The sequence below is a fragment of the Micromonospora sp. NBC_00858 genome (assembly GCF_045207365.1).
Lineage (GTDB): Bacteria > Actinomycetota > Actinomycetes > Mycobacteriales > Micromonosporaceae > Micromonospora.
On the sequence record NZ_CP108828.1, the window covers coordinates 5,153,390 to 5,177,667 of the forward strand.

A 24,278-nucleotide genomic window follows, 5' to 3' on the forward strand; every position below is an offset into this window, starting at 1 on the left:
CACCATCCGATTTCGCCAACGTCAATTAGCTGCGGTGAAGACGCGGAGCAGGAGGGCGTGCGATTATCGCACCATGACCGAAACCGGCGACTGGACGACGGTCGGCGAGCAGGTGCGCCAGACCCGGCTCGGGGCTGGCCTCTCCCAGGCCGAACTGGGTGCTCAGCTCGGCCTGGATCGCACCATGATCGCTAAGATCGAGTCGGGTGTCCGGCGTGTGGACGCGTTGGAACTGATCCGGCTCGCGGCCGCACTCGATGTACCCATCGATCATCTGCTTGAGCGACGGCCCGCGGTGATCTCGCGCCGCTCGGAACTTCTCGCCGAGGACAACGACACGGACGTGGCGAGGCGTTCTCAACGGCTGGAGATCACGCTCGCCTCCTGGCTCAGGGACGTCCGTCAACTCCTTGACGCCGGCACACTCACCCTCATCAACCCCGTGCGGTACGAGGGCAGCGTCACCTCCGACGAGGATGCCCGCGCCGCTGCTCAATGGCTGCGCGACATCCGCGGTATCGGCACAGAGCCCATCGACACCCTGATGGGGTTCTGCGAACGCAGCGGCCAGTACGTCCTCGTCAGCGACCTGCCCGGCGAAGGCGCATCGATGGTGGACGGGGACCTGGCGGTGTCGGTCGTCAGCGTCGAGGGAGATCCCGGAAGACGTCGAGCTACCGCAGCCCACGAACTGGGCCACCTGGTGTTGGGCGACGAATACTCCAGCGATCTGGCCGTACACGTGTCCCGCGCCGACCGGGAAAGCCTGATCAACGCTTTCGCCGCCGAACTTCTCCTTCCGGTCGCCGCGTTCGGAGATGTCAGCAGCCGGGCAGCCTCTCGTGAAGAGATGATCCGGCTTACCGCGCACTACCGAACGTCGTGGTCGCTGGCGCTGCGCCAGGCGGAACGAGCTGGGTGGCTCGATATGACATCGGCCCGCTGGAGCCGGACCACGCCAACCCGGGCGGAGATCATGGACGCGGTCGGCTGGGCGCCCCAGCCAGATCTGGACGCCATTCGCGTACCGCCGGGTTACTCACATGCCGTCATGGAGGCATGGCGTCGACATCTCGTATCGGACGCCCGCGCGGTCGAACTCCTGCATGGCCAAATCGGACTGGACGATCTGCCCGCACGCGATGAGACAGACCTGACACCGTGAGCCCCGCAGCTCGGGATAGCGAGCCCCTGCTCGTCTTCGACACCACCGTGCTGCACCACTTCGCCCTCGCCGACCGACTCGACGTGCTGGCGGACATGATTGTCGGAAGGCGTGCCGCTACCACCGCCGTCGTACTCGACGAGCTTCGTACCAGTGCCGAGCGGGAGCCCGCTCTCACGGCGGCACTGAGGCTTGCCTGGATCGACGTCATCGCACTCGACACGATCGCCGAGATCCATTGCTTCTCGGATTGGGTACGCCGCATCGGCGCCGACAGACGAGACGTCGGCGAGGCGAGCGTCTTCGCTGCGGCAGAGATGCACGGCGGTACGGCAGTCACGGACGACCGCACCGCTACCAGGGTCGGCCGCGCCTACGGCCTGGAGGTGCACGGCACGATATGGCTTCTCGCGGATAGATGCCGGTCCGGCAGGCTCACAGAAGTCAACGCCGGTGCCATCATCGATGCACTGCGGGAGACACAGCATCGACTGCCGTGCACCGGGGCGGAGTTCCCTTCATACGCGCGCAAGGCCGGGCTGCTCCAGCTCAGCCGATCCCCTTACATTCCTGGCCCGATGCGGCCCCCGACTATTCAGCAGGTCGAGTAGCTCGTCCACCGGCCACCGGCGCCTGCCGACTGGGTTGCCCACCTGGTGTGGTGTCGAACTGGGCTGCCCGCCACCACGGCCCCGACCGGGCTCAGGACTAGCCGCCGAGCGACCGGGTACGCGCGTTGCATGGGTAGCCACAAGCAGAACAAACACGACAGCGGCGGCGAGTCGGCACGAGGCCGGCGGCATCCGGGCAGCGGCGCTCCTGGCCGCCAGGGCTCGCCCATGGAGCACTCGCCCGATCAACGGCACCGCCGTACCGCGACCGGCTCCGCCGGAACTGAGCGCGACCAGGGCCGCTCCACGGTCGCCCGGGAGGGGCGGGTGCACCGCCAGGGCGGCTCCTGACCTGACACGTCACCGGTGCAGCCGCCCCGCGGATGCGTGCGGCGGCTGCACCGGATGCGTGGTTGCTACGCCGTCGCGCAGATGGCGTACGCCGTGTCGGACCAGTTCCCGGCGAACGCGTCCTCCTCGTATGCGCCCGAGGCGGCCGACGTCGGGGCGGTTGCCGGACCGCCGTTGGGGCGGAAGTCGTCCACGATGCCCTCGCCGGTGACCCCGTTCAGCTCGTAGCCGGCGCCGGTCATCACCTTCCCGATCGGGCAGGTCGCGACGACGCTGCGGAAGTCGAGGGAGTTGCTGGTGCCCACCGTGGACGCGCGCACCAGGCCGGGCAGCGAGTTGGCGCAGATGGCGTACGCGGTCGCGGACCAGTTCAGGGCGGTGGCGTCCGACTCGTAGGCGCCGACGGTGACCGAGGTCGGTGCCGCGGCGACGCCTCCGTTGGGGCGGAAGTCGTCGACGACACCCTCGCCGGTCACGCCATTCAACTCGTAGCCCGTACCGGTCAGCACCTTCCCGACCGGGCAGGTCGCCGTGGTGCTGTGGAAGTCGGCGGAGTCGCTGACGCTGGTCGTGGAGACCCGCACCAGACCGGGCACCGGGTTGGCGCAGATCGCGTACGCCGTCACCGACCAGTTGCCGGCGAACGCCTCCGTCTCGTACGCGCCCACGGTGACCGCCGTCGGCGCGGTGGCCGGGCCGCCGTTGGGGCGCAGGTCGTCGACGATGCCCTCACCGGTCACCCCGTTCAGCTCGTATCCCGTACCGGTCAGCACCTTCCCGGTCGGGCAGGTCGCCGTGGCGCTGTGGAAGTCGGCCGAGTTGCTGACGCTGGTCACGGAGACCCGCACCAGACCGGGGACCGCGGCGGACGCCGGGCTCGCCGGGGCGAGCACCGCGCCTGCCACGACAAGACCGAGCACGAGTACGGACGCTCGGGCACCGAACCGTCGGGATTCCTTCTGAACACGCATCTGTTTCTCCCGTCTGAGGCCTGGGCTGCGGGTGCGCGGTTCGGGAAACCGGCGCCGACACCAAGGCCGTTCGCGATGACGGGTTCACGGTAGGTAGCCACCTGACCAGGCATTATCTCCAAGCCGACTACGTCGCGTAACGGACCGGAAGCGCGCAGGCTCGGCGTGGCCTGGAGACTTAGGGTGCCGCCCTCCACCCCCGGCGCATCCTCGCTACTTGGGGATCTGCCGGTTGAAGCGGGGCTTCAAAGCCAGCACGAGGGCGTCCTTCGCGGCCTCCGGGTTGTCGGTCTCGTGCCAACGGACCTCGCGCTGGGCCAACCAGTCGGCAACATCGGAGGCCGTCGCCTCGATGCCGCGCTTGTCGATTTCGTGACCGACCTGCTCGTGCAGGACCGACGCAATCCGGTCTCCGGTCAGATGCTGCCGGAGGCGGTCGCGCAGGTTCTTTGTTCTCCCCACATAGAGGACCACACCGCGCTCCAGGACCACGTGCACACCCGGTGAGCGGGGAGCACGGTCGGCCGCTCCCCTGGTGTACGGCTGCGGTGGACTGAAATCGGCAAGCAGATCTGCGGCATCGGGCATCCCCGAACGCTACCGACGCGAATCCGTTTTCGTGATCCCGTCTTCGCCGAGGATGCCCGTCGTCATGCCGTCGCGACAGATGCCCCGATGTCACCGCCCGTAGCTGGTCACCGTCTTCGGTCGGGACTTCTTGTAGTAGAGCAGGCCATACACCGGCAGCCAGCATCCACCGGTGAGTACGGAGAGCGTGATGTGGGCTACGTGGAACCCTGTGCCGATGTATTCCCTGGTGTAGACGGGTGGAGGCATCGGCGCGGCAAACTGCGGCGGATAGTGCGCAGGCTGGCCGGGATATTGGTACGCCTGCTGGGGCGGGACCGGCGGCTGAGGCGCGTACGGCCTAGGTGGATAGGCAGCCTGAGGACCAGGGTAGGGCGCAGCTGACTGCGGTGGGTATGCCGCCGGCGGACCCGAGTAGGGCACGGCCGACTGTGGCGGGTAAGCGGCTGGCGGACCCGAATAGGGCGCCGCTGACTGCGGCGGGTAACCCGCCGGCGGACCCGAGTAGGGCACGGCCGACTGTGGTGGATGGACAGCGGACGGGCCGGAGTACGGCGCGGCATGCGGCGGTGGGTATGGGGCGGGCGTGGTCGGGTACGACGCGGTCGGGGGGATCGGCTGGGCCGGGTCCGATGGCTGCGGGTAACCGTTGCCCGTGTCGGGTGACGGATTGGGTTGCACAGGGAAACCCTCGGTGTTTTCTGGCCGTGAATGCCATCGCCCGGACGGTTCGCCATGATCAGCAAACAGCCAGCACAGAGCCTTGATCATTTGTGCGGTGGTACCGAATAGTTGGACCGACGCTCCGCCCACGGTGCCCGATCGGGCAGGAGCGCGCACCCGTCCATGGCGCAGGGCTGGCACGGACCGGCGGAGGCGGCGGCTGACATGGACGGCAACGGCGCCCACCACGGCTCCGACAGCGGGTGGGGGCATTTCCCTTCGTCGACCCACGCACGGCGGCATCGTCAATCAGGCTCCACGCGGTTCCGTCCAGAATCGACGCCCAACCGGCCCCGCCAGCTCTCCTGGGAACCCGCCTGTTGGGTCTGCCAGGTGTGGAGGGCGTGCTTGATGCGGTGGTTCTCGGCTTGAGCGAGGTCGAGCTGGCGGCCTCGTTCGTGGAGCTCCTGGGCGAGTCGGTAGAGCAGCGCGTGGACGTGATCGGGTTCGTAGCCGCGGCGGCCGAGCCGGGTGCGGGGCAGGGCCACCGCAGCGATCCGGTCGGGGGTCAACGGGCCGGTCAAGGTGTGTCGACTCCGGTAGACAGCCATCAGCGGGCGAAGCTCTCGGGCAGGTGGACGCGCCCGGCGGGGATGCCAAGGGCACGCAGCCGTGACCGGGCGGCGGCCAGCATCGCGGGTGGGCCGCAAAGGTAGATCTCCTGATCGCGCTGGTGAAGGTCGAAGGCGATGGTCAGGGCGTCGCCCTGCTCGGCCGGATCTGCGCACGGGTCATCGGAGAAGGCCGGCACGACGGTCAGCCAGTCGTGGGCGAGTTGCAGCTTGTCGAGGGTGATCGAGTCGTACAGGTCGGTGAAGGTGCGGGCGCCGACGACCAGCGTCACCCGCCGGCCGTCCGGTGCCGCGGCGACCTGTTCAACCAGGGCGCGCAGCGGGGCCAGGCCAGTGCCACCGGCGACGAGCAGCAGATCATCGGTACACGCCGGGTCGAGGCCCAAGCCGGTGTTGCCGGGTGGACCGAGCCAGAGCAGCTCGCCGGGGCGTACGTCATGGACCAGGCGGTGGGAGACGGTGCCGGCGGGTATGGCGCGGACGTGCAGCTCGACGGTGCCGTCTGCGCGCGGGGCGTTGGCTGGCGAGAGCCAGCGCCAGTGCCCCGGCAGGCGGGGTGTGCAGACCGGGACGGCCTGGCCGGGCTGGTAGGGCAGCCGCCGCCAGGGACGTACCGTCAGGATGACGATGCCGGGCGACGGCCGGTCGTGGCCGATCACCTGGACGGGCCACCAGGCCGGCCCGTCGCCGACCTGGGCGGCGGCGCGACGGATGGCATGGGTGGCGCGGCACACGGCGCGCTCTCCGGCGATGGCGAGCTGTGGTGTCCACAGTGGGTGGGCGTGCCGGGCCACGGTGGCGAGCAGCGCGTCGCCGATGGTGGTGGCGTGCGGGAGTAGGTCAAAGCGACGGTAGGCGCGGCCGAGCACCATCAGCAGTGCGGCCCGGCTCGCCGCGTCGCCGCCACCGGCCATGAGCTGGCCAAGCGTGGCGAAGAACAGTGCGGCGTCGCGGTTGGGGAGCAGCCCCGGACGACGATCTTCGAGGGTGCACCAGAAGTCGCTGGCGGCCCGATCGTCGACCGACGCCCAGGCGGTGGCAAGGTTCACGCGTCCACCTCGCCACTGAACGCCCGTTGGACCCGGGCGACTTGGTCGTCGGGCAGGTCGAACGCCCACAGCACTCCCACCAGGTAGTCGATGACCCGCCGGTGCTGCGCCTCGGACAGTCCCAGGCCGTGCCAGCCGTCCGCCGCCGCCGGCTCGCCGTCGAGTGCGTTCGCCAGGCTCGCGGTGAGGTGCGCGGCGAGTCGGCCCAGGTCACCCCCGATGAGGTACGGCGACAGCTCCGTGTCCGCCACCACCAGGCGCAGCCAACGGGCGACCGCCTCAGCCGCGGTCATGGGCGCATCCAGGTCAGGTGCTCGACCTCGGTTTCGCTGAAGCCGGCAGCTTCGAGGGTCGCCTGTCCCCAGCGGGCGAGCCGGCACGGGTACGGGACGCGTTCGCTGCGGCACAGCTCGCCCTGCGGCCAGCGTTCGGGAACGTGGATGGTGACCGCTCGCAGCGCGGTGTGCAGGTCCTCGTCGGTGACGGGCGTGAGGACCGGAAAGTCGTCGATCAGGGTGGGCATGCCGGCTCCGAGACGTTGACGGATGAGTGGCGCCGGGGCGGGCGGGGACGGAGCTGCGCCGTTCGGGTCGGCGCAGCTCCGGAGCCGGCACCCGCCCCGGGCCATGCGTCGACCCTCGCGGTTGACCAGGTACGCCGGTATGTCGCGATGATCGTCGAGTGCATGCGCGGTCCGCATTTGGTCGATTACGGGTCGTCCTGGTCGGGCAGACTGCGGTCATGACGGAACGCCCGGTGCTGTATCTGGTCGTCTGCGCCGCGGGTCCGGCGGAACACATCCACGAGCTGGTCGACCTGCTGATCGCCGACGGATGGCGGGTATGCCTGATCCTCAGTCCCACCGCCGCGCCGCGGCTCAACCGGGCGGCGTTGGAAGACAAGACCGGCTATCTCGTACGCGTGGAGTGGCGGATGCCCGGCGACCCGGAGCCGCACCCGCCGGCCGATGCGGTGCTGGCCGCGCCGGTCACGTTCAACACGATGGCGAAGTGGGCGCTCGGCATCAACGACACCCTGGCGCTCGGCGTCCTCAACGAGTCGCTGGGCGCGGGCCTCCCGATCGTTGCTCTCCCGCACGTCAAGGCAGAGCTGGCGGCGCATCCGGCGTACGGCGGTCACCTGGCGGTGCTGCGCGGTGCGGGCGTTGTCGTCGCCGACGGGAACGCGCTGAACCCGATGCACGGGCCGGGGCGATGGGGTGTGGTCGTCGAGGCGCTGCGGTCGTTTCGCCAGCCCTGACGAGGCGGCTATATGCCTAGTGGTTCGGTGGGCATGGGATATACGTCGCGCGTATACCGGCCCTCCACAGAACGTGTTCAATGGATGGGCTCGATGATGCGAGACGGATGGGGCCACCGGTGACACCTGCGAACTGCCCTCGGTGCGGCGGACGGCTGGCACGGGACAACGACAGCGGACGGTGTACGCCGTGCCAGGCCGCCGAGCGTGATCGCTTGAGTGCGCCGCCGGTGGTGCCGGCGAGCTTCTGGGACCACGAGCCGGTCCGGCGCGCCCTGGCGGAGCGGCATCTGGGGCGGGTGATCCGGGCCTACCGATGCCATCCGTACCACGGGCGGGTCGCGTTGCCGCAAACCGTGGTGGCGGGGTGGCTGGGAATCACGCAGGCGCAGTTAAGCCGGGTGGAGAACGGGCCGCCCCTCGTACACCTGGACCGGTTGTCACACTGGGCAGAGCTTCTCGGGATACCAGAATCCTGTCTCTGGTTTGCCCTGCCAGACCAAGTCGTTGCCGGGCCGTCCAAGTCCCAAATGAATACGTACGAAGAAGGTGGCACCACGGATCGCCGACAGTTTCACGCACTCGCCGCTCTTGCCGGCATCGGCGCAACTGGGAACCTGGGCCTGCTGGTCAACCAGGTAGAGCCACCGCGGGCCATTGGCATGGAGCAGGTGCAGTACGCCGCCTCACTCGTTGAGGCGTTCCGCTCAGCAGACGCAGTGATAGGCGCGAACGCACTCTGCGATGCCGCCATCCAGGTACACAGACGGCTTTCCACCTGGGCGGCAACTACGACCTACAGCCGTTCCGTCGGTGATGCACTACAAGGCGCTCTGGCGGATCTGGCGATCCAGGCAGCCTGGCTCGCCATCGACGCGGACCGCCGCGCGGAGGCACGTCCCTTTCTCGATGAAGCGGTCACTCGCGCCCGGATCGCGGATGACCTGCGGGTAGAAGTACGTGCGCTGGCCTGCATGTCGTTGCTACTACGGGAGGATCGGCCGGCCGAGGCGGTGCAGTGCGCGGACGCCGCGCTTCGCGCCTCCACCGGCTGGGCTACACCCCGACTGCGGACCCTGCTGCACCTCCGAGCAGCCCACGCGCACGCCACGATGCAGGACAGGTCCACCTTCGAACGACAGATGACTCGGGCCCGGAGTGAGTTCGACGGCGGCAGTCACGAGGATGACCTGCCGTTCATCTCCTTCGTGACGGCCGAGGAGGTCACCGGCATTGGTGGGCTCTCCTATCTGGTGCTCGGCCAGCCCGAGCGTGCGGCGACGTCCTTCCGCGCCGTAACCGGAGCCCCTTCCGCAGCTCATCGACGGAACGCGGTCTACTACAAAGTCCAGCTCGCCCGGGCGGAGTGGTGGAAGGGCGATGTGGATGAAGCGGCGAGGGTGGGTATCGAAGCGCTCCCACTACTGGGCCCGGTGCAGTCCGGACGTGTATCGCGACTGCTCGCCGAAGTCCGATCGCGTCTTGGAGCTTCGGCAGGAAAGACGCCCCGGACCCGTGCCTTCGTCGAGGCATACGACAGCGTGAGGACATGATGCTGGACAGATTGCATCTGCAGCACTACACCGCCGACGAGGCCCGGGAACTGGTCGATCAACTGGTGGACGTCTACCTGGACGCTCACGCGAAGGATGGGCCCCTCTACAACGATCACCGGTACCGGCGTCAGCTTGCAGCGCACGTGTCCAGAGATGGCTGGGCCCTGGTGGCCGCGTCGGTCGACGGGGACCTGGTGGGCTACATCTACGGGTTTCCGCTGTCGCATGACACGAAGTGGTGGGAGGGCATTCAGGAGCCCGTTCCGCAAGGATTTACGGAAGAGGATGGGAGACGGACGTTCGCGGTCTCTGAACTATTGGTGCGTCCAGCCTGGCAGCGCCGCGGGATTGCACGGGCGCTACACGGTGAGATGATCGGCAGACGGGCCGAGCAGCGGGCAACTTTGTTAGTGCGCCCCGACAACGCCGCTGCTCACGCCGCCTACCACTCATGGGGATGGAGCGAAGCGGCCCAGCTGCAGCCCAGTTGGAAGGGCGCCCCGACCTTCGATGTCCTTGTTCGAACGATAGTCGTCGACTAGACCAGTAAGTCCCAACACAGCGCGGAGCTGCGGACGCAGCGAAGGGTGTTGATGCTCTGCCTTCTGGCAACCGCATCAACACCCCTTCCCCTCAAACTGCACGTGAAGCTCGTGAGCGGCTTGGAGGGCCTGCCTGCTTTTGGACGGACGCCCCAAAACCAAGCGCACCTTGCCGATCTAATCATCCACCTGCTTCTCTTGGTTCAGGCGACCGTCTGTCTGCCTGCACTGGAACATCAGCGGCAGAATTAGCAGACGGAATTCTTTTCCTAACCGAGACAACGTCCAGGTCAGGCGTACCCATCCGACCCAGATATCGTCCTAGTTGAGCAACAAGCGACTGCGCGTAGGGGTCGTCGAGCGTCGCCAGACGTCGCAGATCGTGAAGGTCGCCGAAGGGTCGGTGGGCAAGCCGCTGAAGGTCCACGATCAAATCTGGGTGCTGCCACGCACCGGGCAGGAAGAAATAGCGGTCTTTCTGATACTGGAGCCGGTTGTTTGCAATCAGCGAATCCAGCGCCTTGAAGGTTTCTGGCCGCCCTGCTTCGCACCAGCTAGCATACTCTGCCGCTTCGGTCAGCGGGAGGCACTGCGCCAGTACCACGAATTCGGCTTTTCGTTTGCCTCCACCTCGATCAACCAAGTCACAGGCGGGCGTAAGTAGAACGAACCATCCACCCTCGTCCGAAAAGAGAAGGTCGCCAGTAACAAGGTCACCCACCGGCGGCATTACGTACAGCCGAGTTGGATGAACTTTCCCGTGAGCGGCGACTGCAGTTTCAGCAGCCAGCTCCGGGATCATTCCAGAATCAAGCGAGCGGGCTAGGCGGCGGACCATAAGATAAGCCAAGTCAGGGCGACGTGCAGGATCACCCAGCTCACTCCATTCCTTCTCAACAAAGTCGATCATGAAGGTCCGGAGAGATTCCTCGACGTGGCGCGCAAGCGCTTGATTGAGTGTCGGCAAACCAGAATCAAAGACATCCCTTATTCGATCACGAAGAACGGTGTCCCCGCCATCAAGCTTACTGACAACCGTCACGAATGGCGGTTGATGCAAAGCCTTGGCAAGATGCGCAACGGCTGAGTAGAAGACGATGGGGATGAATCTTCGCTGCCTCATTTCCTTGAAGACAGAGAGTCCCTTGTCTGCCAACGTCGCATCATCCCCTACGGCGACACTGATTCCCTCCGCGGCCGCGACCGCACCTTGATCACGGATATCAAGAATAATCATATCGATATAGCTCGACTCGATGACGCCAAGCGCCGCCTCAAACGACTCGACAACCTCAACGCTCGCATACTCACCCGCTGCATTTATTGGCCTCCGACGCAATGAACCGCTCGTGCCTCGTGCCAACTCTGGCTCGTCTTCGACTAGCAGGACTCGCCACCTCGGCTCACTCACATTAGTCATCACGCCCCCACCCGCCTCGTTAGATTCGCCCTAAAAGTTGCCCCCCCCAGCTCGCCTGGGCTGATGAGGGCAAGGGATCCGCCGTAGTAGTCCTCGATAATTTGTCCCGCGATCGTTAGCCCTAGCCCAACACCACCTTCCCGCGTCGTAAAGTAAGGCTCAAAAATCCTTTCCCGATCCGGCTCTGGAACACCTGGACCGTTGTCCGAAACGTAAATACTGAGGCTTCCGTCAGACTCTCTTGACATCCTCACAGCTACAGTACCGACGTGGCCCGCACGTGCCCGCCCAACCCAATAAAGACTGTTGGCTATTAAATTCAAGAGAATTTCTTGGAGCTCTGTTCCGTCTACAGTTACCACCGTCTCCCCCGCTGGGAGAGTTATTTCAATACCGTGAGCCTTGATGTCACCTTCAAGAATGCGACAAACGTCTCGCATGGCCTCTTCGACAACCACCAGGTGCGGTCTTCCCCTGCGCCTGCCGCCAAATGGCGCGAGCCTTTGAAGTACATCACTGACAACACGCGCTTGACTTTTGGCAACCTTGAACTCGACCTCAAGTTCCTCGAGCAGCGTTTGGCATTCTGAAGGTCGAGGCTGCGCCGAGGTCTGCGAATCTTCGATTATCTCTAGACCGGCCACCGCGGCTTGCCTAACAGCAAGAGCAGGCTGAGCCACTTCATGGATCATTCGATCGACGAGCTGACCCAGGGTCGCTAGACGCTGATAACGAGCTACGACCTCTTTTACCTCAGAACTATGTTCGTCCAAACGCTCCTGCGTGTCGGTAACTAAGGCAAGGAGCTGATTGTCAGCGCGGGCAGCAACTGCATCTCTCAGCTCAGTGAGCTGGAAAGATTCAAGTGGATTAACTCGGGAAGGAACTCTCTTAGGGTCGCGCGGCCTTACCTCATACCGCGCATTCTCCACCTGTAGAATAAGCTCCTTGACGAGCTGGCGTAGGTCATCTAACGCCGACCCTTCGACCAAACCCTCGCGATTCGTTTGATCAACGAGCAAAGGGTTCATGTCCCGGGTAATGTTGACTGCTCCGATGACCTGGTTGTTCGACAACCGCTTAGTTGGGTCGTTGATTCTTCTCCGGTCAAGAGCGAGCCAGTCATCCCCGAGTTCACCATAAGGAAGAACCCTGAAGCCATCGCGATACATGCTAACACCGGCAGCTTGATTGAGGAGTTGACGAAAGTCTTGAAACGGCGTTCCTGGAGCGACCTCTTGCAGGCCCTCACGATCCCGATCCCAAACCCGCAAATTGAAGGTGAAGGGGCCGCAAACGGGGATCCTCCCACCCACCCCTCGAAGCTGAGCCTGAATGGTGGGACGCGATTCACCCTCCCCTCGAAGTCGCATCGTAATGCGGGCTGTCCCGCCAGCGTCGACGGACGCCAAGAGCCGATAGTGAGGACGACTTAGCTCATCCGGAGCACCCACCCATCCGGAGTAGCTCCCGAGCCTCGGCGGCAAATCGAGCAAGATTCTGAAATCCCGTGAGCTTCTCTGGAGCAGATCATCAGCTGCCGGAGAGATCAAACGAGAAAGCGATCTATGCACATCTTCTAATATATTCTCGTTCCAGGCAGTACGAAGCCCTTCCATCTCCATAATTGTTCCACTAAGCGGACTAGGAAAAGCATCCCTGCCCGGCGAAGCGTTGTCGTCGTATAGGCCTATCCGCTTTCGCCACGTGAGGGCCACATCGCCGCCTCGCGTGAAGGCATCGGCGGGTCGCACTCCCCAGGGGATAGGAATCTCATCGAGGTAGGCTTCATCATCAGCGAAAGCGTCCCAATCCACCGAGAGATAGCACTCATCGGTCGCGTCTGCGACATTTCGAGTGACGAGATTCAAGCGGCGCCCGAGCTTCATGGCCGCAAATCGTCCGATCCCTTTTTCGCCGAGCGATCGTCGCCCGGCAGGGCTCTTTTTTCTACGTCGGCGACTCGGAGTGGCCGGCTCCAACCAGGTGTTTGCCACTACGCTCGCCGACATTCCCAGGCCATCGTCCAGTACAACCAAACGTGCAGGTCTTTGCCGTGTCTCATCCTGCAAGGACACGAGCACAGTGCTCGCATCTGCGTCGTAGCTGTTCTTGACTAGCTCGATTAGGGCGACCGCCTCGCTGCTTATCAGCTCCTGGCCGAGCGTCAACATGATCCGGGCCCGCGGTCGCAGCACCTGCCGCCCCGGCAATGCGATCGAATCCTTCATAAGACATCTCCCGCTTCTGACCGATCCACATCGTGTCGGGTCATGACCAACTTCATCGACGGAGATGGGTCTTGCTTTCGTCACCGGCTCCGCCCACCTAGTTCTCACTGGGAAAACTGGGCCTGCGCGCCGATCAGGGCAGAACATCCACTACGAGTGCTCCGGGATTTGTTTTATCCACCGTCACCCAGTGCATCAATTTGCCGCCGGCAGGCACCGTACTGGGAGGGGTCACCAGGTGGAATCCGATGGTGACCTTCTCATCGGCGATGGCGTCGTCCTGGCCGCGGTCGAGGTTGTCCCTCTCGACGGTGGGGTAAAGGATAATCGCTCCCGTGGACTCGCCCCTGAGACCGTCAGCTCCGGGATCCGGGGTCGCCGTCTCGACTCCGGCGATCCTCATGGCCGCGTTGCGGTGTCGTTCCTCGCTGAACACCCTGAACGAGGCGCCGGACGACGTGCGCCGGCGTTCAAAGATGCTGAAGGGACCGTGTCCTGCGACCACGCGCCGAGTGCTGGTCCTTGTCTGTTGGGGTAGCAGGACGACCCAACGTGCCAGTTGATCAGCGCTAAGCCGGCGCAACCACGCGAGTTCGGGTTGGAAGGTGTCGTCTGCGAGCCACTCAAGGTTACCGAGCACGGTAAGTAGTGCCGCGTGGCTGATGACCGCGATCTCCGCCTCGTAGGTCGTACTCGCGCCGGGCACCGCGAATCTGACGGTCCGGTCGGCGGCGGCGAGCAGTGGCTTCCACTGTTCAATGTTGTGTCTCATTTTCGACGCGGTCGACGGGAAGGCCACGGGTTCCATGGGCTTGCCCGGTGAGCTCTTCAACACGAGCTTTGCATTCCACATCTTGTTGCGGCCGGTTGGTCGAAGGTCCGGCCGGTGCTGAGCGATGAGGGGCGGGATCTGCCGCGGGGTGAGTTGCTTCGTTCCCTCGGTCGGGGTGGCGTACTGGCGCAGTTCCCGTCGGAGGAAGTCCTCGTCGCGGCAGGCGGCCTCGAACATCTCGTGCAGGTCGGGGGTGGTGTAGAGACGGACCAGATCTCGGTAGCCAGGTCGGAAGCCGAACCATCGACCCATTTGCATGAGGGTGTCGACCTGGGTGGTGGCACGCCGGTAGTAGGTGACAGTCAGCCCTTCGACGGTGAACCCTCGGGCAAGTTTGTTGCCGCCGACCAGGATGCGCCAGATCTCGCGCTTGTCGAAGTCGAGGCTTTCCTGCTGGCTCTCGAGGTCCTTGTCACTGTTCACGACGATCACCGGGCTGCTGTTCCGGTCGGCCGGGCTGATGAGTCTCAACGCTTCGCCGATGTCGACATGCAGGTCGTCGAAGTTGTCCGGCGTAAGCAGCGTGGGCGCCTGGGCGCGGGACACGGGCAGGACGTCGGAATGATAAAGGTCGCGTAGCCGGGCCAAACCGGTCGCCCGGTAGTAGCCGGCGGTGTTCCACAGGGTGCCGATCAATGCGGCGGTCTGTCGGTGGGAATCCTTGCCCATCGCCTCGTGGACGAGCATTGTGTGGTGCCGGTAGGACGTGCCGTGCCTTTGGCGGTATAGCTTCAGGGCGCCGGTGAGGACGAACATGTCCACAGCCCGGCGCAGCTCGTCGTCGTCGGGTTCGTCGCTGAGGTAGCGGACGTGTGCCCGCTCCTTCGACGTTTCGAGCGGACGCTGGTCGAGGGCCAGCTCAGCGTCGAAGTCGTGGAAATCGTCCGCGCCCATGTAGCCGTCGGGCCGGTCCAAGGCAATGAGGAAATCTCGGGGGAAGATGTCCTCGACGTCGGACGGGTCCACGAACACGTTGGCATAGGGGGTGGCGGTATAGCCGACGTACTGTGCCCGGGGCATCATCCGCAGCAGTTGCCCGATCAGCCGGTTGATCGCGGTGCGCTTCTTGCTGTCTTCCTTCCACTTCTTCGGACTCACAGTGTTGACCGACGCCTGATCAGACTCGTCGTCGATGATCAGCACTGGCACTTCGCCGAGACGGTCGCTGATACGGCCCAGGTCCGCCACTAGGTCCTCGAGGACGCGGGCGTTCTTCTTGGCGACGACGAGACGAGCGTCGCTCGTGTGCAGGTTCGCGGCATCAAAGAACTTCCGGTTACGCTCGCGCCCCTTGAACTCTAGGGCGGAGAAGCCCATCTTGAGCCGTTTGTAGTCCCCGGCATGGTTGCTGAGGCGGTGGATGTCGGGGTATCCGGCGTCGGAGGGCCGTCCGCCGTGACGGACGAAGCGGTCGCGTTTCCAGTCAGGGTCGTCCTGGTACTCGTGCGCCTTCTGGTCGTGCGGGGAGATCTCGCGCTCGATGTTCTCGCGGCCGCACAGCTCGATGTCGAGGCGCCGCTGGGTCTGTGCGCGCAGCATGTTCGTGGTGCCGGTGAGGACGACGACGAGTCGGTAGCCAGCGTCGACAGCCTTGGCTACGACGCCGGTGAAGTTGGCGGTCTTGCCGCTCTGGACGTAACCGACCACGAGCCCTTTCGCTTGGTATGCCACGGGTCGGGTTGGGTCGGACAGTCGCCGGACGACCTCCTCGGTGGCCTTGTCGAGGTCGGCGACGGCGTCCGGGTTGCGCCACTTGTCTAGTAGGTAGCGGTGGTAGTGCGCCCAGTAAAAGTTACGTTCGGTGCGGCGTTCCGGGGTACGCCACTCCTCCCAGTCGTCGGCGATGACGATGGGACCGTCGGCTGCGGCATAAGGAAACAGGTCCGCGAACAGGTCCGCTGTCGGCTCGTCGACGCCGAGCGCGGCGATCACCGCTGCGCGGCGTTCGGCGGTGTTGCGGCTGGTGCCGTCGGTCCAGGTGGCGCTGCTCTGTTCGTGGTCCCAGGCGGCCAGGGTGTGGGCGAACTGCTGGCGCAGGGCGTCCTCGGGGCCGACGTCTCGTAGGTGCGTCAGGAGCGCGGACCCGTCTGCGATGTCCGGGGCATCGCCGCCCAGCATTGCGGCCAGCGCGTGCAGGCGTTTGGGTCCGGGACGCTGCATGGCGTCGAGTGCGGCGCTGTAGGCGGTGGTGACGATGTCGCTCATGGCAGTTCCAGCTGTCCCCTCGTGAGTGCGTCGGTGAGGATCTGCGGCATCGGATGGCCGGTCAGCCCGGTCAGGTCCAGCCGGTAGCGGATGTCGGTCACGCGCGTGCCGTCGACGCCTGCGTCTGCCAGGAGCCGGGGCGTGAGGCGGGGAAATGCCTCGGTGACCTGGAAGGCCTCTGGCGGGGTTCGTAGTCGCCATCGCCGCTGGCAGGTGGCTCCGAACCGGTCACGCCAGCCCGAGCTGCGCAGCAGGTCGTCGAACGCGGTGCATTGGGTCGTGGACGGCAGGCGGGTGCGGACTCCTGCGATGAGGTCCGGCAGTGTGCGTCCGCCGCTGCCGGCCGAGGTGACCTGCAGGGACACCAGCCAGAGTGGTCGCTCGCCGGTCGCGACCATCTGGGTCAGCGACGAGATCCAGTGGGTGCGCCGCTCGGAGACGGTGGCTTTGACCTCGATGTCGTGATCGGGAAGCCCGAAGTCGTGCTCCTCGGCCTGCCCGCCTCGCCAAGACGCGAGCGCGGTGTCCGGTCCGACGGTGTGCGCGAGGCCGGCGAGGACGAGGAGCTCCCCGACCAGTCCGGTTTCCTTCTCCTGCGACAGGACATCCTCAGTCTGTAGGAGGTGTCCGAGGCGACGCAGGGTCTCGGTGAGCGCCGCGGTAATTGTCTGCCGGTCCAGTTGAACCCGGTCGGCGACGGCGCACAGCAGGGGATAGGCATCGACGAACAGACGGGAGTCGGTGACGGCGATCTCGATTAGGCGCTGGCCATCGTGGTGAACAGCGTGCACGGTGAGGTGTTCGAGCCCCAGCGGTGGCACCTCGTGAGGCGTTGCCGGTCCGCGTAGCCCGACCCGGCTGCTCTGTGGGTCGACGAAGAGCACGATCCGAGGTAACCCGGGGATCGGGTGGTCGATCGGGACCGGGCTGCGGAGGTAGTCGGCGAAGCTGTCGGTACTGAGGTGACGGTCGGCTGGCGCGGTCACGACCGGGCCTCGAAGGCTGATCTCTCCGCCTTCGCGGCGGCGGTGAGGACTTCCTGCCAGATATCGATGTTGTCCTTGTCGCGAGCGCCGAAGTGCACGCCTTCGAAGACGTTGCCGGCGAGCAGGAACAGCAGCGCCTTGAGCACAGGCAGATCGTTCATGCCTCCGCGGCGTCCGCCGAGCAAGGCCTGCCGGTATGCCCGGTTGAGCCACAGCGTCCTGGTTTCGCGGTCGAACTCGAGGAACGCGTCAGTTGTGAACCGCTTCCACTGAATGTTGAGGGGGTCGTCGTGGAGCAGGGGCAGCTCGTTGCGGATCTCGCGGGAGACCCTGGGATGGAGTCCCTTACCGGGCGGTATCACCGCCTTGCGTCGTGCGGTCGTCCGCCGAGTGGCGTTGATCCATGCTGCCTCGGCGGCTTGGAGGTAGTCGGTGATCGTGGTGCCGTCGTCGGCACGGGCCCTGGCAACGGCGTGGGCGAAGCGGGGTCCTGCCGAGACCCGGGACTTCTCGGGGTTCATGACGAACATTCCGGTGGCGTCGCCGTCGATGTCGATACAGACCCGGGCGAGCTGTAGTCGGGTGTCGGCAGCGTGGATGCCCTCCCAGCCCCCGGCGTGCAGGAGTCGCCCTCGCCGGTAGAAATACAGGCCCTGTCGCGTTTCCGCTCCGCCGGGTAGCCGGTACTCGGGTGCGTTGGACCGGCGCGGCCAGATGTGGCAGCGGAGGACCACGTTGGTCTGGTCGGTCCGCACCATGAGGTCCTTCGGCCAGCCGGGCAGTGTGTCGGAGTAGGCGAAGGGGTCGATCGGCGCCACCGGGTGGCGTACGCCGGCACCGAGGTTGGTGTCCTCCACGTCGATGACGATCCGCACACCCCGGTCAACGAGGATGCGATGGAAGGTCAGGCCGAGATGTCCTTGCAGGTGCGAGATCGTGCGGCTGAGGAACTCGTCGACCTGGTCGGGATCGTCCGACGAGGGGAATCCGTTGACACGGTCCCACCGCACGACCGTCCCCGATGCGCTTGTCGGGAGCTGCCAGTCGCGGTCGAGTTCTGCCGCGGCGAACGTGGCCGGCACGATGTCACAGCCGAAGCCCTGCCGGCTGGCGTTGAGCTGCCACCGCCGACCGACAGCCGGCCGTCCGGCGGCACGTGACAGCACGGTGAGGCTGGCGGCCTGACTGAACGACGCCGCCTTGAGCCCGAGGCCGAAATGTCCGAGATCCTCGCCCGTGTACCGGCGTTGCCCGCCGACGGTCATAGCGTCGTCGATGCGTTCGGGCTCGATGCCCTGGCCGTTGTCAACAACGTAGAGGCCGACCAGCCGGATGTCGCGTTGGACGAACCGGACGAGGATGTCGGTGGCGCCGGCGTCGATGGAATTGTCCACCAGGTCGGCCAAGGCGGTCTCCAGCGAATGGTTACGGCCGAGTGCGTCCATGGCCCGTGGATCGGGAGGCAGCTCCACCGACCCCTCGGTGGGAACCTCCTGAGACCAGACAGACATCTACCGCTCCCCGTAGTGGTGGCCGGCGGTGCCGGCGAGGCTTCAGAATCCGCTGACCGGGCGGAAGCCGTTGCGCCGGCCGTGGCGCATGGCCTCCAGTCCGACGCGGACGTGCTTTCCGGCGGGGTCCCACCCCTGATCGAGGGCTTGGGCGATCTCCGCCGCGGACCGACCTTGCTCGGCGTTGAGAATCCCTGTGTCGGCGCCCCATGCGACGAGTTCGGCCCAGTCGGTGACGGAGGTACTCCTGATCAGATCCATGTCGAGGCCGTATGTGTCGACATCGGCCAGTTCCGTTGCCATTGGTGTGGGGACGATCCATTCGAGGTCGTGTACGGCCGTCCAGCACTCCGGCCGCTTTGTCCACTCGCCGACGTTGGTTCTGCCCTCAGGAGGCGACGTGATGACCTTCTGGACGAGCAGGGAGACGTCGGTGATCGCGTCCTGCAGGGCGGTGGTGAGGTCCTGGGTCCGCCAGATGCGGTCGAGATCGATCCTGCCCCGGGTGGCTTGGACCAGCTTGGCGATGGTGTAGGTGACGATGTTGGCCTTGTACCCGCCGAAGTTGTGTCTGGCGACGAGTTTGTCAACCTTCCGGAACAGGATCGCCTTGGCCACCAGGTGCCGGCAGTACTGCTTGTCCACCGCCGGAGGCTGCTCGTCGAGCCGCTGCGAGAACAGGGTGAAGTTCTTCTCCGCCCCGAGACTCACCAGATGTGGCTGCATTGCCCAGGAGTGCTCAAACTTGGCCAGGTCAGACTTGGTGAATTTTTGGGCCGGAGGGTTGGCGGCCTTGAACACCTTCTGCCGGGCAGGCGTGCCCTCACGCGTCAGGGCGTTGGCGTACTGGCCGCGGGCACGCTCGTAGAACCAGTGTGTGTCGTGGGGATGCGCAGCACTGGGCGGCGCCCACAGGGTTCGCATGATGCGCTCGACGTCGACATGGAACGCGCTGTTGGCCTTCAGGTCGGAGGCGGTGACGCGGTTCTGGGTGTTGGAGTAGGCCGAGATCTGAGGAACGATGTCGTCGAGCCTGTCCGGTGAGACGAGCGTCAGTTTCATCTGCACGTGCGCCGCACCGACGTCAACCTTGTTGCGGTGGGCGTGGTGAATGGTCGCGGTGGTCTGCCCACCGTTGACGATCTGCAGGTGGTGGATGCGGCGGATCACCCGCTCACCAGACGAGACGTCTTCGAAGTCCACCTTTGAGGCGGTGGCGGCGATTCCGTTGTTATAGGCGAGGAACCGCTCGGGGTTGCTCCTGAGGGTGTCAAGAATCCCTCGGTTGACGGCCCCGCGCACCTGCAGAAACGAGCGGACGTTCAGCTCCAGCAGGCGCGCACCGTGCGCCGAGTACAGATCGGCGAGGCCGCGGGCGGGCACGATGGCGAGAAGGACCGAGTAGTCCTCGTCCGTGCGTGGGGTCGCCAGGCAGGGCAGCCCCCGGGGGAACTCTGCCACGATCGGCTCAGCCTTGTTCCCGGACGCTGACCAGTTGGCCAGGCGGCGTAAGTCCCACAATTCCCGGGTGACGTGCCGCCCCTCGAACAACATCGGGGCGACACCGTCGCGGACCACGCTGCGGGCGTTGGTGACCAGCACAAGACGGACCGACTCGACACTGCCGAATTTCTCGCTGACCGCGTTGCACATGCCAGCCACATCTGAAGAACGATCCCGTTGCGTGAGGGTGCCAACAACGCAGCGGGACAGGAAGTTTTCCAAGCGCCTGAACGCCGCCTCGACCTCGGCCCGGCCGACCTTGTGGTCGTCGTCGGCACGAGGGCTGTAGTAGGTGAGAAACAGGTCCAGCGAACGGTCGTCAGACGCCGCGCCGTAGCCACTGACCTCCACTCCGTGGTCCTTGAAGTGCACGGCCACGGCGTCCTCGGTGTGCCCGTCGGCAGCCAACTGGTCAAGCATCAGCTGAGTGAACGCCTCCTGAAGGTCGCAACCCTCGATCTCGGCTTGGGCCCTGACGTCCTCGATAAGGCTGTGCGCGTAGGCACCGATGTCCGGTTCAGCCACGCGAACCTCTGCGTCGCAGAACGCAGGCAGGGTGGAGCGGGCCACACATCCCAGGCGGACTTGTGAGGAGCATGCGGTTCTCCGGAGGATTTGCTCGGCATCGTGCGGTGACGGTACGCGCCGATTCAGTCGCTGATGGCACCAACTTCCCACGTTAAGGACACTGCGACAAGACCCACTGGGCCGAGCTGCCGTCGGCCCGTCGGACCCTTTCCGGACCGGTTGTACCAAGATCTATGAGCGGCCGGCCGGTGATGAACCGAGATGTGGACGTCGATGCTGGGGCGGCTGGTCTGCACCGTCGGCCCGCAGAGGTAACCTGCCCAGTGCGTTCAGACCGATCCGGAGGGGTGGCAGGGGTGACGGACGATGGTGTCGCACAACGTCGGGCAGGTTACGGGGTCAAGCTCGTACGAGGCCCGTTCGTGCGCTTGGCGCCACACCCGCACGCTTGCGCGGACGACGACGAGTTTCTCCGCTTCGCGACGGCGTGCCGCGGGCGGGGCGAGCGGCTGGCAGCCGATCTCTTCAGCGGCGCGGGTGGCCTGAGCCTCGGCCTCACCGAGGCCGGATTCCGCGTGATCCTTTCGGCGGATCGCGACCCTGAGTCCGTCGAGACGCACAGGCACCACTACTCCGGTCTGACGCTCGACTGTGACCTCGGAGAGTCGGCCAACGTCACACGCATCGCCGCCCTGATCAAGGCGGCAGGGATCGAGCTGCTTGCCGGTGGCCCACCGTGTCAACCTTTCTCCCGGGCGGGCCGCTCGCTGATCCGCCACCAGGTCCGTCACGGCCTCCGCCCGGCGCACGACGAGCGCAGGGACCTGTGGCGTTCGTTCCTGGAAGTGATCCAGCTGGCCAGACCGGCCGCCGTCGTAATGGAGAACGTTCCGGACATGGCCTTGGACCGGGAGATGTTCATCCTCCGGACCATGGTGCACGAGCTGGAGTCCATCGGTTACGCCGTCGAGGAACGGGTCGTTGACACGCTGCGATACGGCGTGCCGCAGTTCCGGCAGCGGCTGATTCTGGTAGCACTGCGCGACGGTGTCGCCTTCGACTGGCCGGAGGAGGTACCCGACCGGGTGTCGGTGTGGAACGCCATCGGCGACCTGCCCGAGGTGGAGGGCGGCTGGCGACCTGAGGGCGGGGCGGACGGTTGGACAGACTACGACGGTCCGGTCTCGGCGTTCCAGAAGGAGATGCGTCGGGACGTCGTGCCACGAGACGCCGGCAAGGTCTTCGACCACATCACCCGACCGGTACGCGAGGACGACCAACGAGCCTTCGACATGATGGGCGCAGACACCCGGTACTCGGACCTGCCAGACGACGTCAAGCGCTACCGCGATGACATCTTCGACGACAAGTACAAGCGTCTGAGTGAGGACGACTACTCCCGCACGATCACCGCGCACATCGCCAAGGACGGCTACTGGTACATCCACCCCCGCCAGGACCGCACACTAACCGTGCGTGAGGCGGCACGGCTCCAGACCTTCCCGGACTGGTTCCGTTTCGCCGGCCCCCCATCGGCGGCCTTCCGCCAGATTGGCAACGCCGTTCCGCCTGCGCTGGGCGCCCAACTCGGGCGCGCCGTGATGACAGCGTTGAATGCCCGCCGACCGGTCAACTACCGCAGCCGCGACATCGCCGAGGCGCTCGCCAACTGGTTCGACACCCTCGACGAACCAGCCCTTCCGTGGCTGTGCGCCCGGACACGCTGGCAGGTGATCTCGGCCGAGATGCTCCTCGACCGGGCCGCCCCTGATCAGGTCCGGTTCGTGTGGCCGCTGCTGGCGCGTTGGGAACAGCCACAGGACACCGTTGACGCTGGCGACGAGCTGATCGAGATGGGACGGTGGATCCAACGTGAGCACCGCGGCGAGCGGCTGCTCGAACTGGCGCGCACGGTCGCGTCGCAACCCGACCTTCTCGATGACGACAAGATCATCGATCTCCAGGGCGTCGATGCCTCGGTAATCGACCTCGCCATCCTCGCGGTTCCGACCCGCGGCGAGGACGACGCGGAGGAGCCCGTGCTCATCACCAAGGGCATTCCACGCGTCGCCGCCCGCTTCACCGGTGAGCACCCCGAGCGCAGTAACAGAATGACGGCGGGACGCTTGGCCGTCGCCCGAATGATCGGCGACGACACTACTGCCCGGCGGGCGCACCTCGGCCTGATAGAGGTGGCCACCTCCATCTGCCGGCCCACCGAACCTGCGTGCCCGCGCTGCCCGCTCAATGCCACGTGCAGCGAAGCCGCCGTACGCCGGAGTCGCGCCTCGCGGCTCGCGGCTGTGATCAATCCCTGAAGCCGAGCGCCGCCGCAATGTCCGGGGCCTCGGCCCGCAGCGTCTCCCCGATGCGCTGCAGCGCCGAGTACTCGCCTGCGCGCATCGCCGCTGCCCGCAACGCCAAGCCAACGACCGGCATGGACGGCCCAGATGCCGACGCTTCGCTTCGCGAAATAGCAGTGAGTTGCTCAAACGAGGCCTTCGGGCCCTCGGAAGCACTGCGCGAGTTCTTGCGATAGGCGTCGTCCGCGCGCAGACACAGCTCGTGGACGGGGCGCTCGAGCAGCTGGCGCAGCTGCGGCGGCATCGCCACCCTGATCTTCGCGACGTTGATGTTGAAGACGATGTCAAGATCGGTGTCGAAGTCGAGCGACGCACGCGCGAGCTTGGTGTGCTCGTCGATACCTCGCATACCGTTCCAACCGCCCCACTGGACAAGTCGCTGGGCACGGTAGACGTACAGGCCCTGCTGACGGTTCCAGTTGAGTGGGCCCGACAGCCGCTCGAACTCCCCCGACGAGCTGAATTGATCACGGGACGGCAGGACGTACCGTTGCAGCGCCACCATGCCGGTAGCCTCACCGACGGTTACCTCAAAGCGCAGCGGAGGAAGTGCCTCACGGGCTGGCTCGTCCGGCGCGAACGGGTTCCATGGCCTGACCTTCTCACCGTTGACCGTAATCACGAGGCCGGTACCGACGTCACCCTCGAGAAAGCGGTGGAAGACTGTGCCCAGATGGTCCGCCGTCTTCTTTGCCAGCGCCTCCAGCCGGCGGCGCGCCCAGCCGCCCTCCGGGTTGCGCTCCGGCAGGACTCGGTCCAGCCTCCGCCATAGCACCACGGTTCCACCCGGGCCTGCCACCGTGGCGCGGGCGCGGGCGAGGTGCTCGTCGCTGTCAGGTTCCGCGACGACCCAGTCGTCCATCTCGGCGATAAGTTCGAGATCGATCATCCGCGACACGGTGCGGGCTGTGGCAGCCCTCCTGCGGCTCACTACCGTGAGCGATCGGCACTGTGACAGCGATGCGGTCTTCAGCCCCAGCCCGTACCGACCAAGATCGCCGCGACCGTAGTCGCGTCGACTGCCGTAGCGCAGCGCCTCCAGTAGCCCGTTCGCGCTCATACCCTCGCCGTCGTCGGCGATCATCACCCACGACTCCGAGCCGTCGAACATGATATCGATCTCGACCCGACCCGCACCCGCGGCGACACTGTTGTCGACGATGTCGGCCACCGCAGTAGGAAAGTCATAGCCGATGTCACGCAGGGAGTCGGTCAACCGTGCTGCAGACGGTGCCACGCTGTACATGTTCTGCACGCCCACGACGCTTCCTCCGTTCGATAACAACGACGGGGACCAGGATGTCACACTCG

The 24,278-nt window shown here is 65.7% G+C and carries 21 protein-coding genes; 7 read left to right on the forward strand and 14 right to left on the reverse strand.

The features are described 5' to 3' along the window. Window positions 1-73 precede the first annotated feature (73 nt). The 3 genes from OG990_RS23950 to OG990_RS23960 all read left to right on the forward strand — a co-directional run bounded on the left by OG990_RS23950 (window position 74) and on the right by OG990_RS23960 (window position 2,127). On the forward strand, window positions 74-1,165 hold the full coding sequence (locus OG990_RS23950; protein ID WP_406077228.1) for a helix-turn-helix domain-containing protein: 1,092 nt from the start codon (window positions 74-76) through the stop codon (window positions 1,163-1,165). After that, the gene (locus tag OG990_RS23955) at window positions 1,162-1,776 is read left to right on the forward strand and encodes a hypothetical protein (RefSeq protein ID WP_406077229.1); all 615 of its coding nucleotides are present in this window, start codon (window positions 1,162-1,164) and stop codon (window positions 1,774-1,776) included. Before OG990_RS23950 ends, OG990_RS23955 begins: the two co-directional genes overlap by 4 nt. A gap of 129 nt (window positions 1,777-1,905) precedes the next feature. Next, window positions 1,906-2,127 (forward strand): hypothetical protein, encoded by a 222-nt coding sequence (locus OG990_RS23960; protein ID WP_328423971.1) that lies wholly within the window; start codon window positions 1,906-1,908, stop codon window positions 2,125-2,127. A gap of 65 nt (window positions 2,128-2,192) precedes the next feature. Here the strand turns inward: OG990_RS23960 and OG990_RS23965 are convergent, their stop codons facing one another. The 7 genes from OG990_RS23965 to OG990_RS23995 all read right to left on the reverse strand — a co-directional run bounded on the left by OG990_RS23965 (window position 2,193) and on the right by OG990_RS23995 (window position 6,553). Next, window positions 2,193-3,098 (reverse strand): hypothetical protein, encoded by a 906-nt coding sequence (locus OG990_RS23965; protein WP_406077230.1) that lies wholly within the window; start codon window positions 3,096-3,098, stop codon window positions 2,193-2,195. 213 nt (window positions 3,099-3,311) lie between these two features. Continuing rightward, entirely contained in the window at window positions 3,312-3,686 is a 375-nt protein-coding gene (locus OG990_RS23970) for a GIY-YIG nuclease family protein (RefSeq protein ID WP_406077231.1), read from the reverse strand. Window positions 3,687-3,776: 90 nt separating this feature from the next. After that, window positions 3,777-3,935 (reverse strand): hypothetical protein, encoded by a 159-nt coding sequence (locus OG990_RS23975; protein WP_406077232.1) that lies wholly within the window; start codon window positions 3,933-3,935, stop codon window positions 3,777-3,779. Window positions 3,936-4,654: 719 nt separating this feature from the next. Next, window positions 4,655-4,960: a DivIVA domain-containing protein gene (locus tag OG990_RS23980; RefSeq protein ID WP_406077233.1), complete on the reverse strand. Its 306-nt coding sequence runs from the start codon at window positions 4,958-4,960 to the stop codon at window positions 4,655-4,657. Continuing rightward, window positions 4,960-6,030 carry an FAD-binding oxidoreductase gene (locus OG990_RS23985; RefSeq protein WP_406077234.1) on the reverse strand — a complete coding sequence of 357 codons (1,071 nt, stop codon included), beginning with the start codon at window positions 6,028-6,030 and terminating at the stop codon, window positions 4,960-4,962. Before OG990_RS23985 ends, OG990_RS23980 begins: the two co-directional genes overlap by 1 nt. Beyond that, window positions 6,027-6,323, reverse strand: coding sequence for a hypothetical protein (locus OG990_RS23990; protein WP_406077235.1), 297 nt, complete (start codon window positions 6,321-6,323; stop codon window positions 6,027-6,029). The genes OG990_RS23985 and OG990_RS23990 overlap by 4 nt, the downstream gene beginning before the upstream one ends. Beyond that, on the reverse strand, window positions 6,320-6,553 hold the full coding sequence (locus OG990_RS23995; protein WP_406077236.1) for a hypothetical protein: 234 nt from the start codon (window positions 6,551-6,553) through the stop codon (window positions 6,320-6,322). Before OG990_RS23995 ends, OG990_RS23990 begins: the two co-directional genes overlap by 4 nt. Window positions 6,554-6,771: 218 nt before the next feature. On the opposite strand from OG990_RS23995, the gene OG990_RS24000 reads away from it, so the two are divergent. The 3 genes from OG990_RS24000 (at window position 6,772) to OG990_RS24010 (ending at window position 9,388) form a co-directional block, all read left to right on the forward strand. Next, the gene (locus OG990_RS24000; protein WP_406077237.1) at window positions 6,772-7,290 is read left to right on the forward strand and encodes a flavoprotein; all 519 of its coding nucleotides are present in this window, start codon (window positions 6,772-6,774) and stop codon (window positions 7,288-7,290) included. A gap of 215 nt (window positions 7,291-7,505) precedes the next feature. After that, the gene (locus tag OG990_RS24005) at window positions 7,506-8,843 is read left to right on the forward strand and encodes a helix-turn-helix domain-containing protein (RefSeq protein ID WP_406077238.1); all 1,338 of its coding nucleotides are present in this window, start codon (window positions 7,506-7,508) and stop codon (window positions 8,841-8,843) included. Next, window positions 8,840-9,388, forward strand: a complete 549-nt coding sequence (locus OG990_RS24010) for a GNAT family N-acetyltransferase (protein ID WP_406077239.1) — start codon at window positions 8,840-8,842, stop codon at window positions 9,386-9,388. Before OG990_RS24005 ends, OG990_RS24010 begins: the two co-directional genes overlap by 4 nt. A 181-nt stretch (window positions 9,389-9,569) precedes the next feature. Here the strand turns inward: OG990_RS24010 and OG990_RS24015 are convergent, their stop codons facing one another. From OG990_RS24015 to OG990_RS24040, 6 genes are all read right to left on the reverse strand, one after another. Next, window positions 9,570-10,751: a hypothetical protein gene (locus tag OG990_RS24015; RefSeq protein WP_406077240.1), complete on the reverse strand. Its 1,182-nt coding sequence runs from the start codon at window positions 10,749-10,751 to the stop codon at window positions 9,570-9,572. 56 nt (window positions 10,752-10,807) lie between these two features. Continuing rightward, window positions 10,808-13,039 (reverse strand): ATP-binding protein, encoded by a 2,232-nt coding sequence (locus OG990_RS24020; protein ID WP_406077241.1) that lies wholly within the window; start codon window positions 13,037-13,039, stop codon window positions 10,808-10,810. A gap of 133 nt (window positions 13,040-13,172) precedes the next feature. After that, on the reverse strand, window positions 13,173-16,076 hold the full coding sequence (locus tag OG990_RS24025) for a Z1 domain-containing protein (protein ID WP_406077242.1): 2,904 nt from the start codon (window positions 16,074-16,076) through the stop codon (window positions 13,173-13,175). Then, the gene (locus tag OG990_RS24030) at window positions 16,073-17,062 is read right to left on the reverse strand and encodes a PD-(D/E)XK motif protein (protein ID WP_406077243.1); all 990 of its coding nucleotides are present in this window, start codon (window positions 17,060-17,062) and stop codon (window positions 16,073-16,075) included. The genes OG990_RS24025 and OG990_RS24030 overlap by 4 nt, the downstream gene beginning before the upstream one ends. Next, complete coding sequence (locus tag OG990_RS24035; RefSeq protein ID WP_406077244.1) at window positions 17,059-18,573, reverse strand: ATP-binding protein; 1,515 nt, start codon at window positions 18,571-18,573, stop codon at window positions 17,059-17,061. Before OG990_RS24035 ends, OG990_RS24030 begins: the two co-directional genes overlap by 4 nt. A 42-nt stretch (window positions 18,574-18,615) precedes the next feature. Beyond that, on the reverse strand, window positions 18,616-20,601 hold the full coding sequence (locus OG990_RS24040) for an AIPR family protein (protein WP_406077245.1): 1,986 nt from the start codon (window positions 20,599-20,601) through the stop codon (window positions 18,616-18,618). 236 nt (window positions 20,602-20,837) lie between these two features. On the opposite strand from OG990_RS24040, the gene dcm reads away from it, so the two are divergent. Then, window positions 20,838-22,922: a DNA (cytosine-5-)-methyltransferase gene (gene dcm / locus OG990_RS24045; protein ID WP_406077246.1), complete on the forward strand. Its 2,085-nt coding sequence runs from the start codon at window positions 20,838-20,840 to the stop codon at window positions 22,920-22,922. Here dcm and OG990_RS24050 read toward each other — a convergent pair. Continuing rightward, the gene (locus OG990_RS24050) at window positions 22,912-24,228 is read right to left on the reverse strand and encodes an ATP-binding protein (RefSeq protein ID WP_406077247.1); all 1,317 of its coding nucleotides are present in this window, start codon (window positions 24,226-24,228) and stop codon (window positions 22,912-22,914) included. The two genes, dcm and OG990_RS24050, sit on opposite strands and share 11 nt — an antisense overlap. Between the last annotated feature and the right edge of the window lie 50 nt (window positions 24,229-24,278).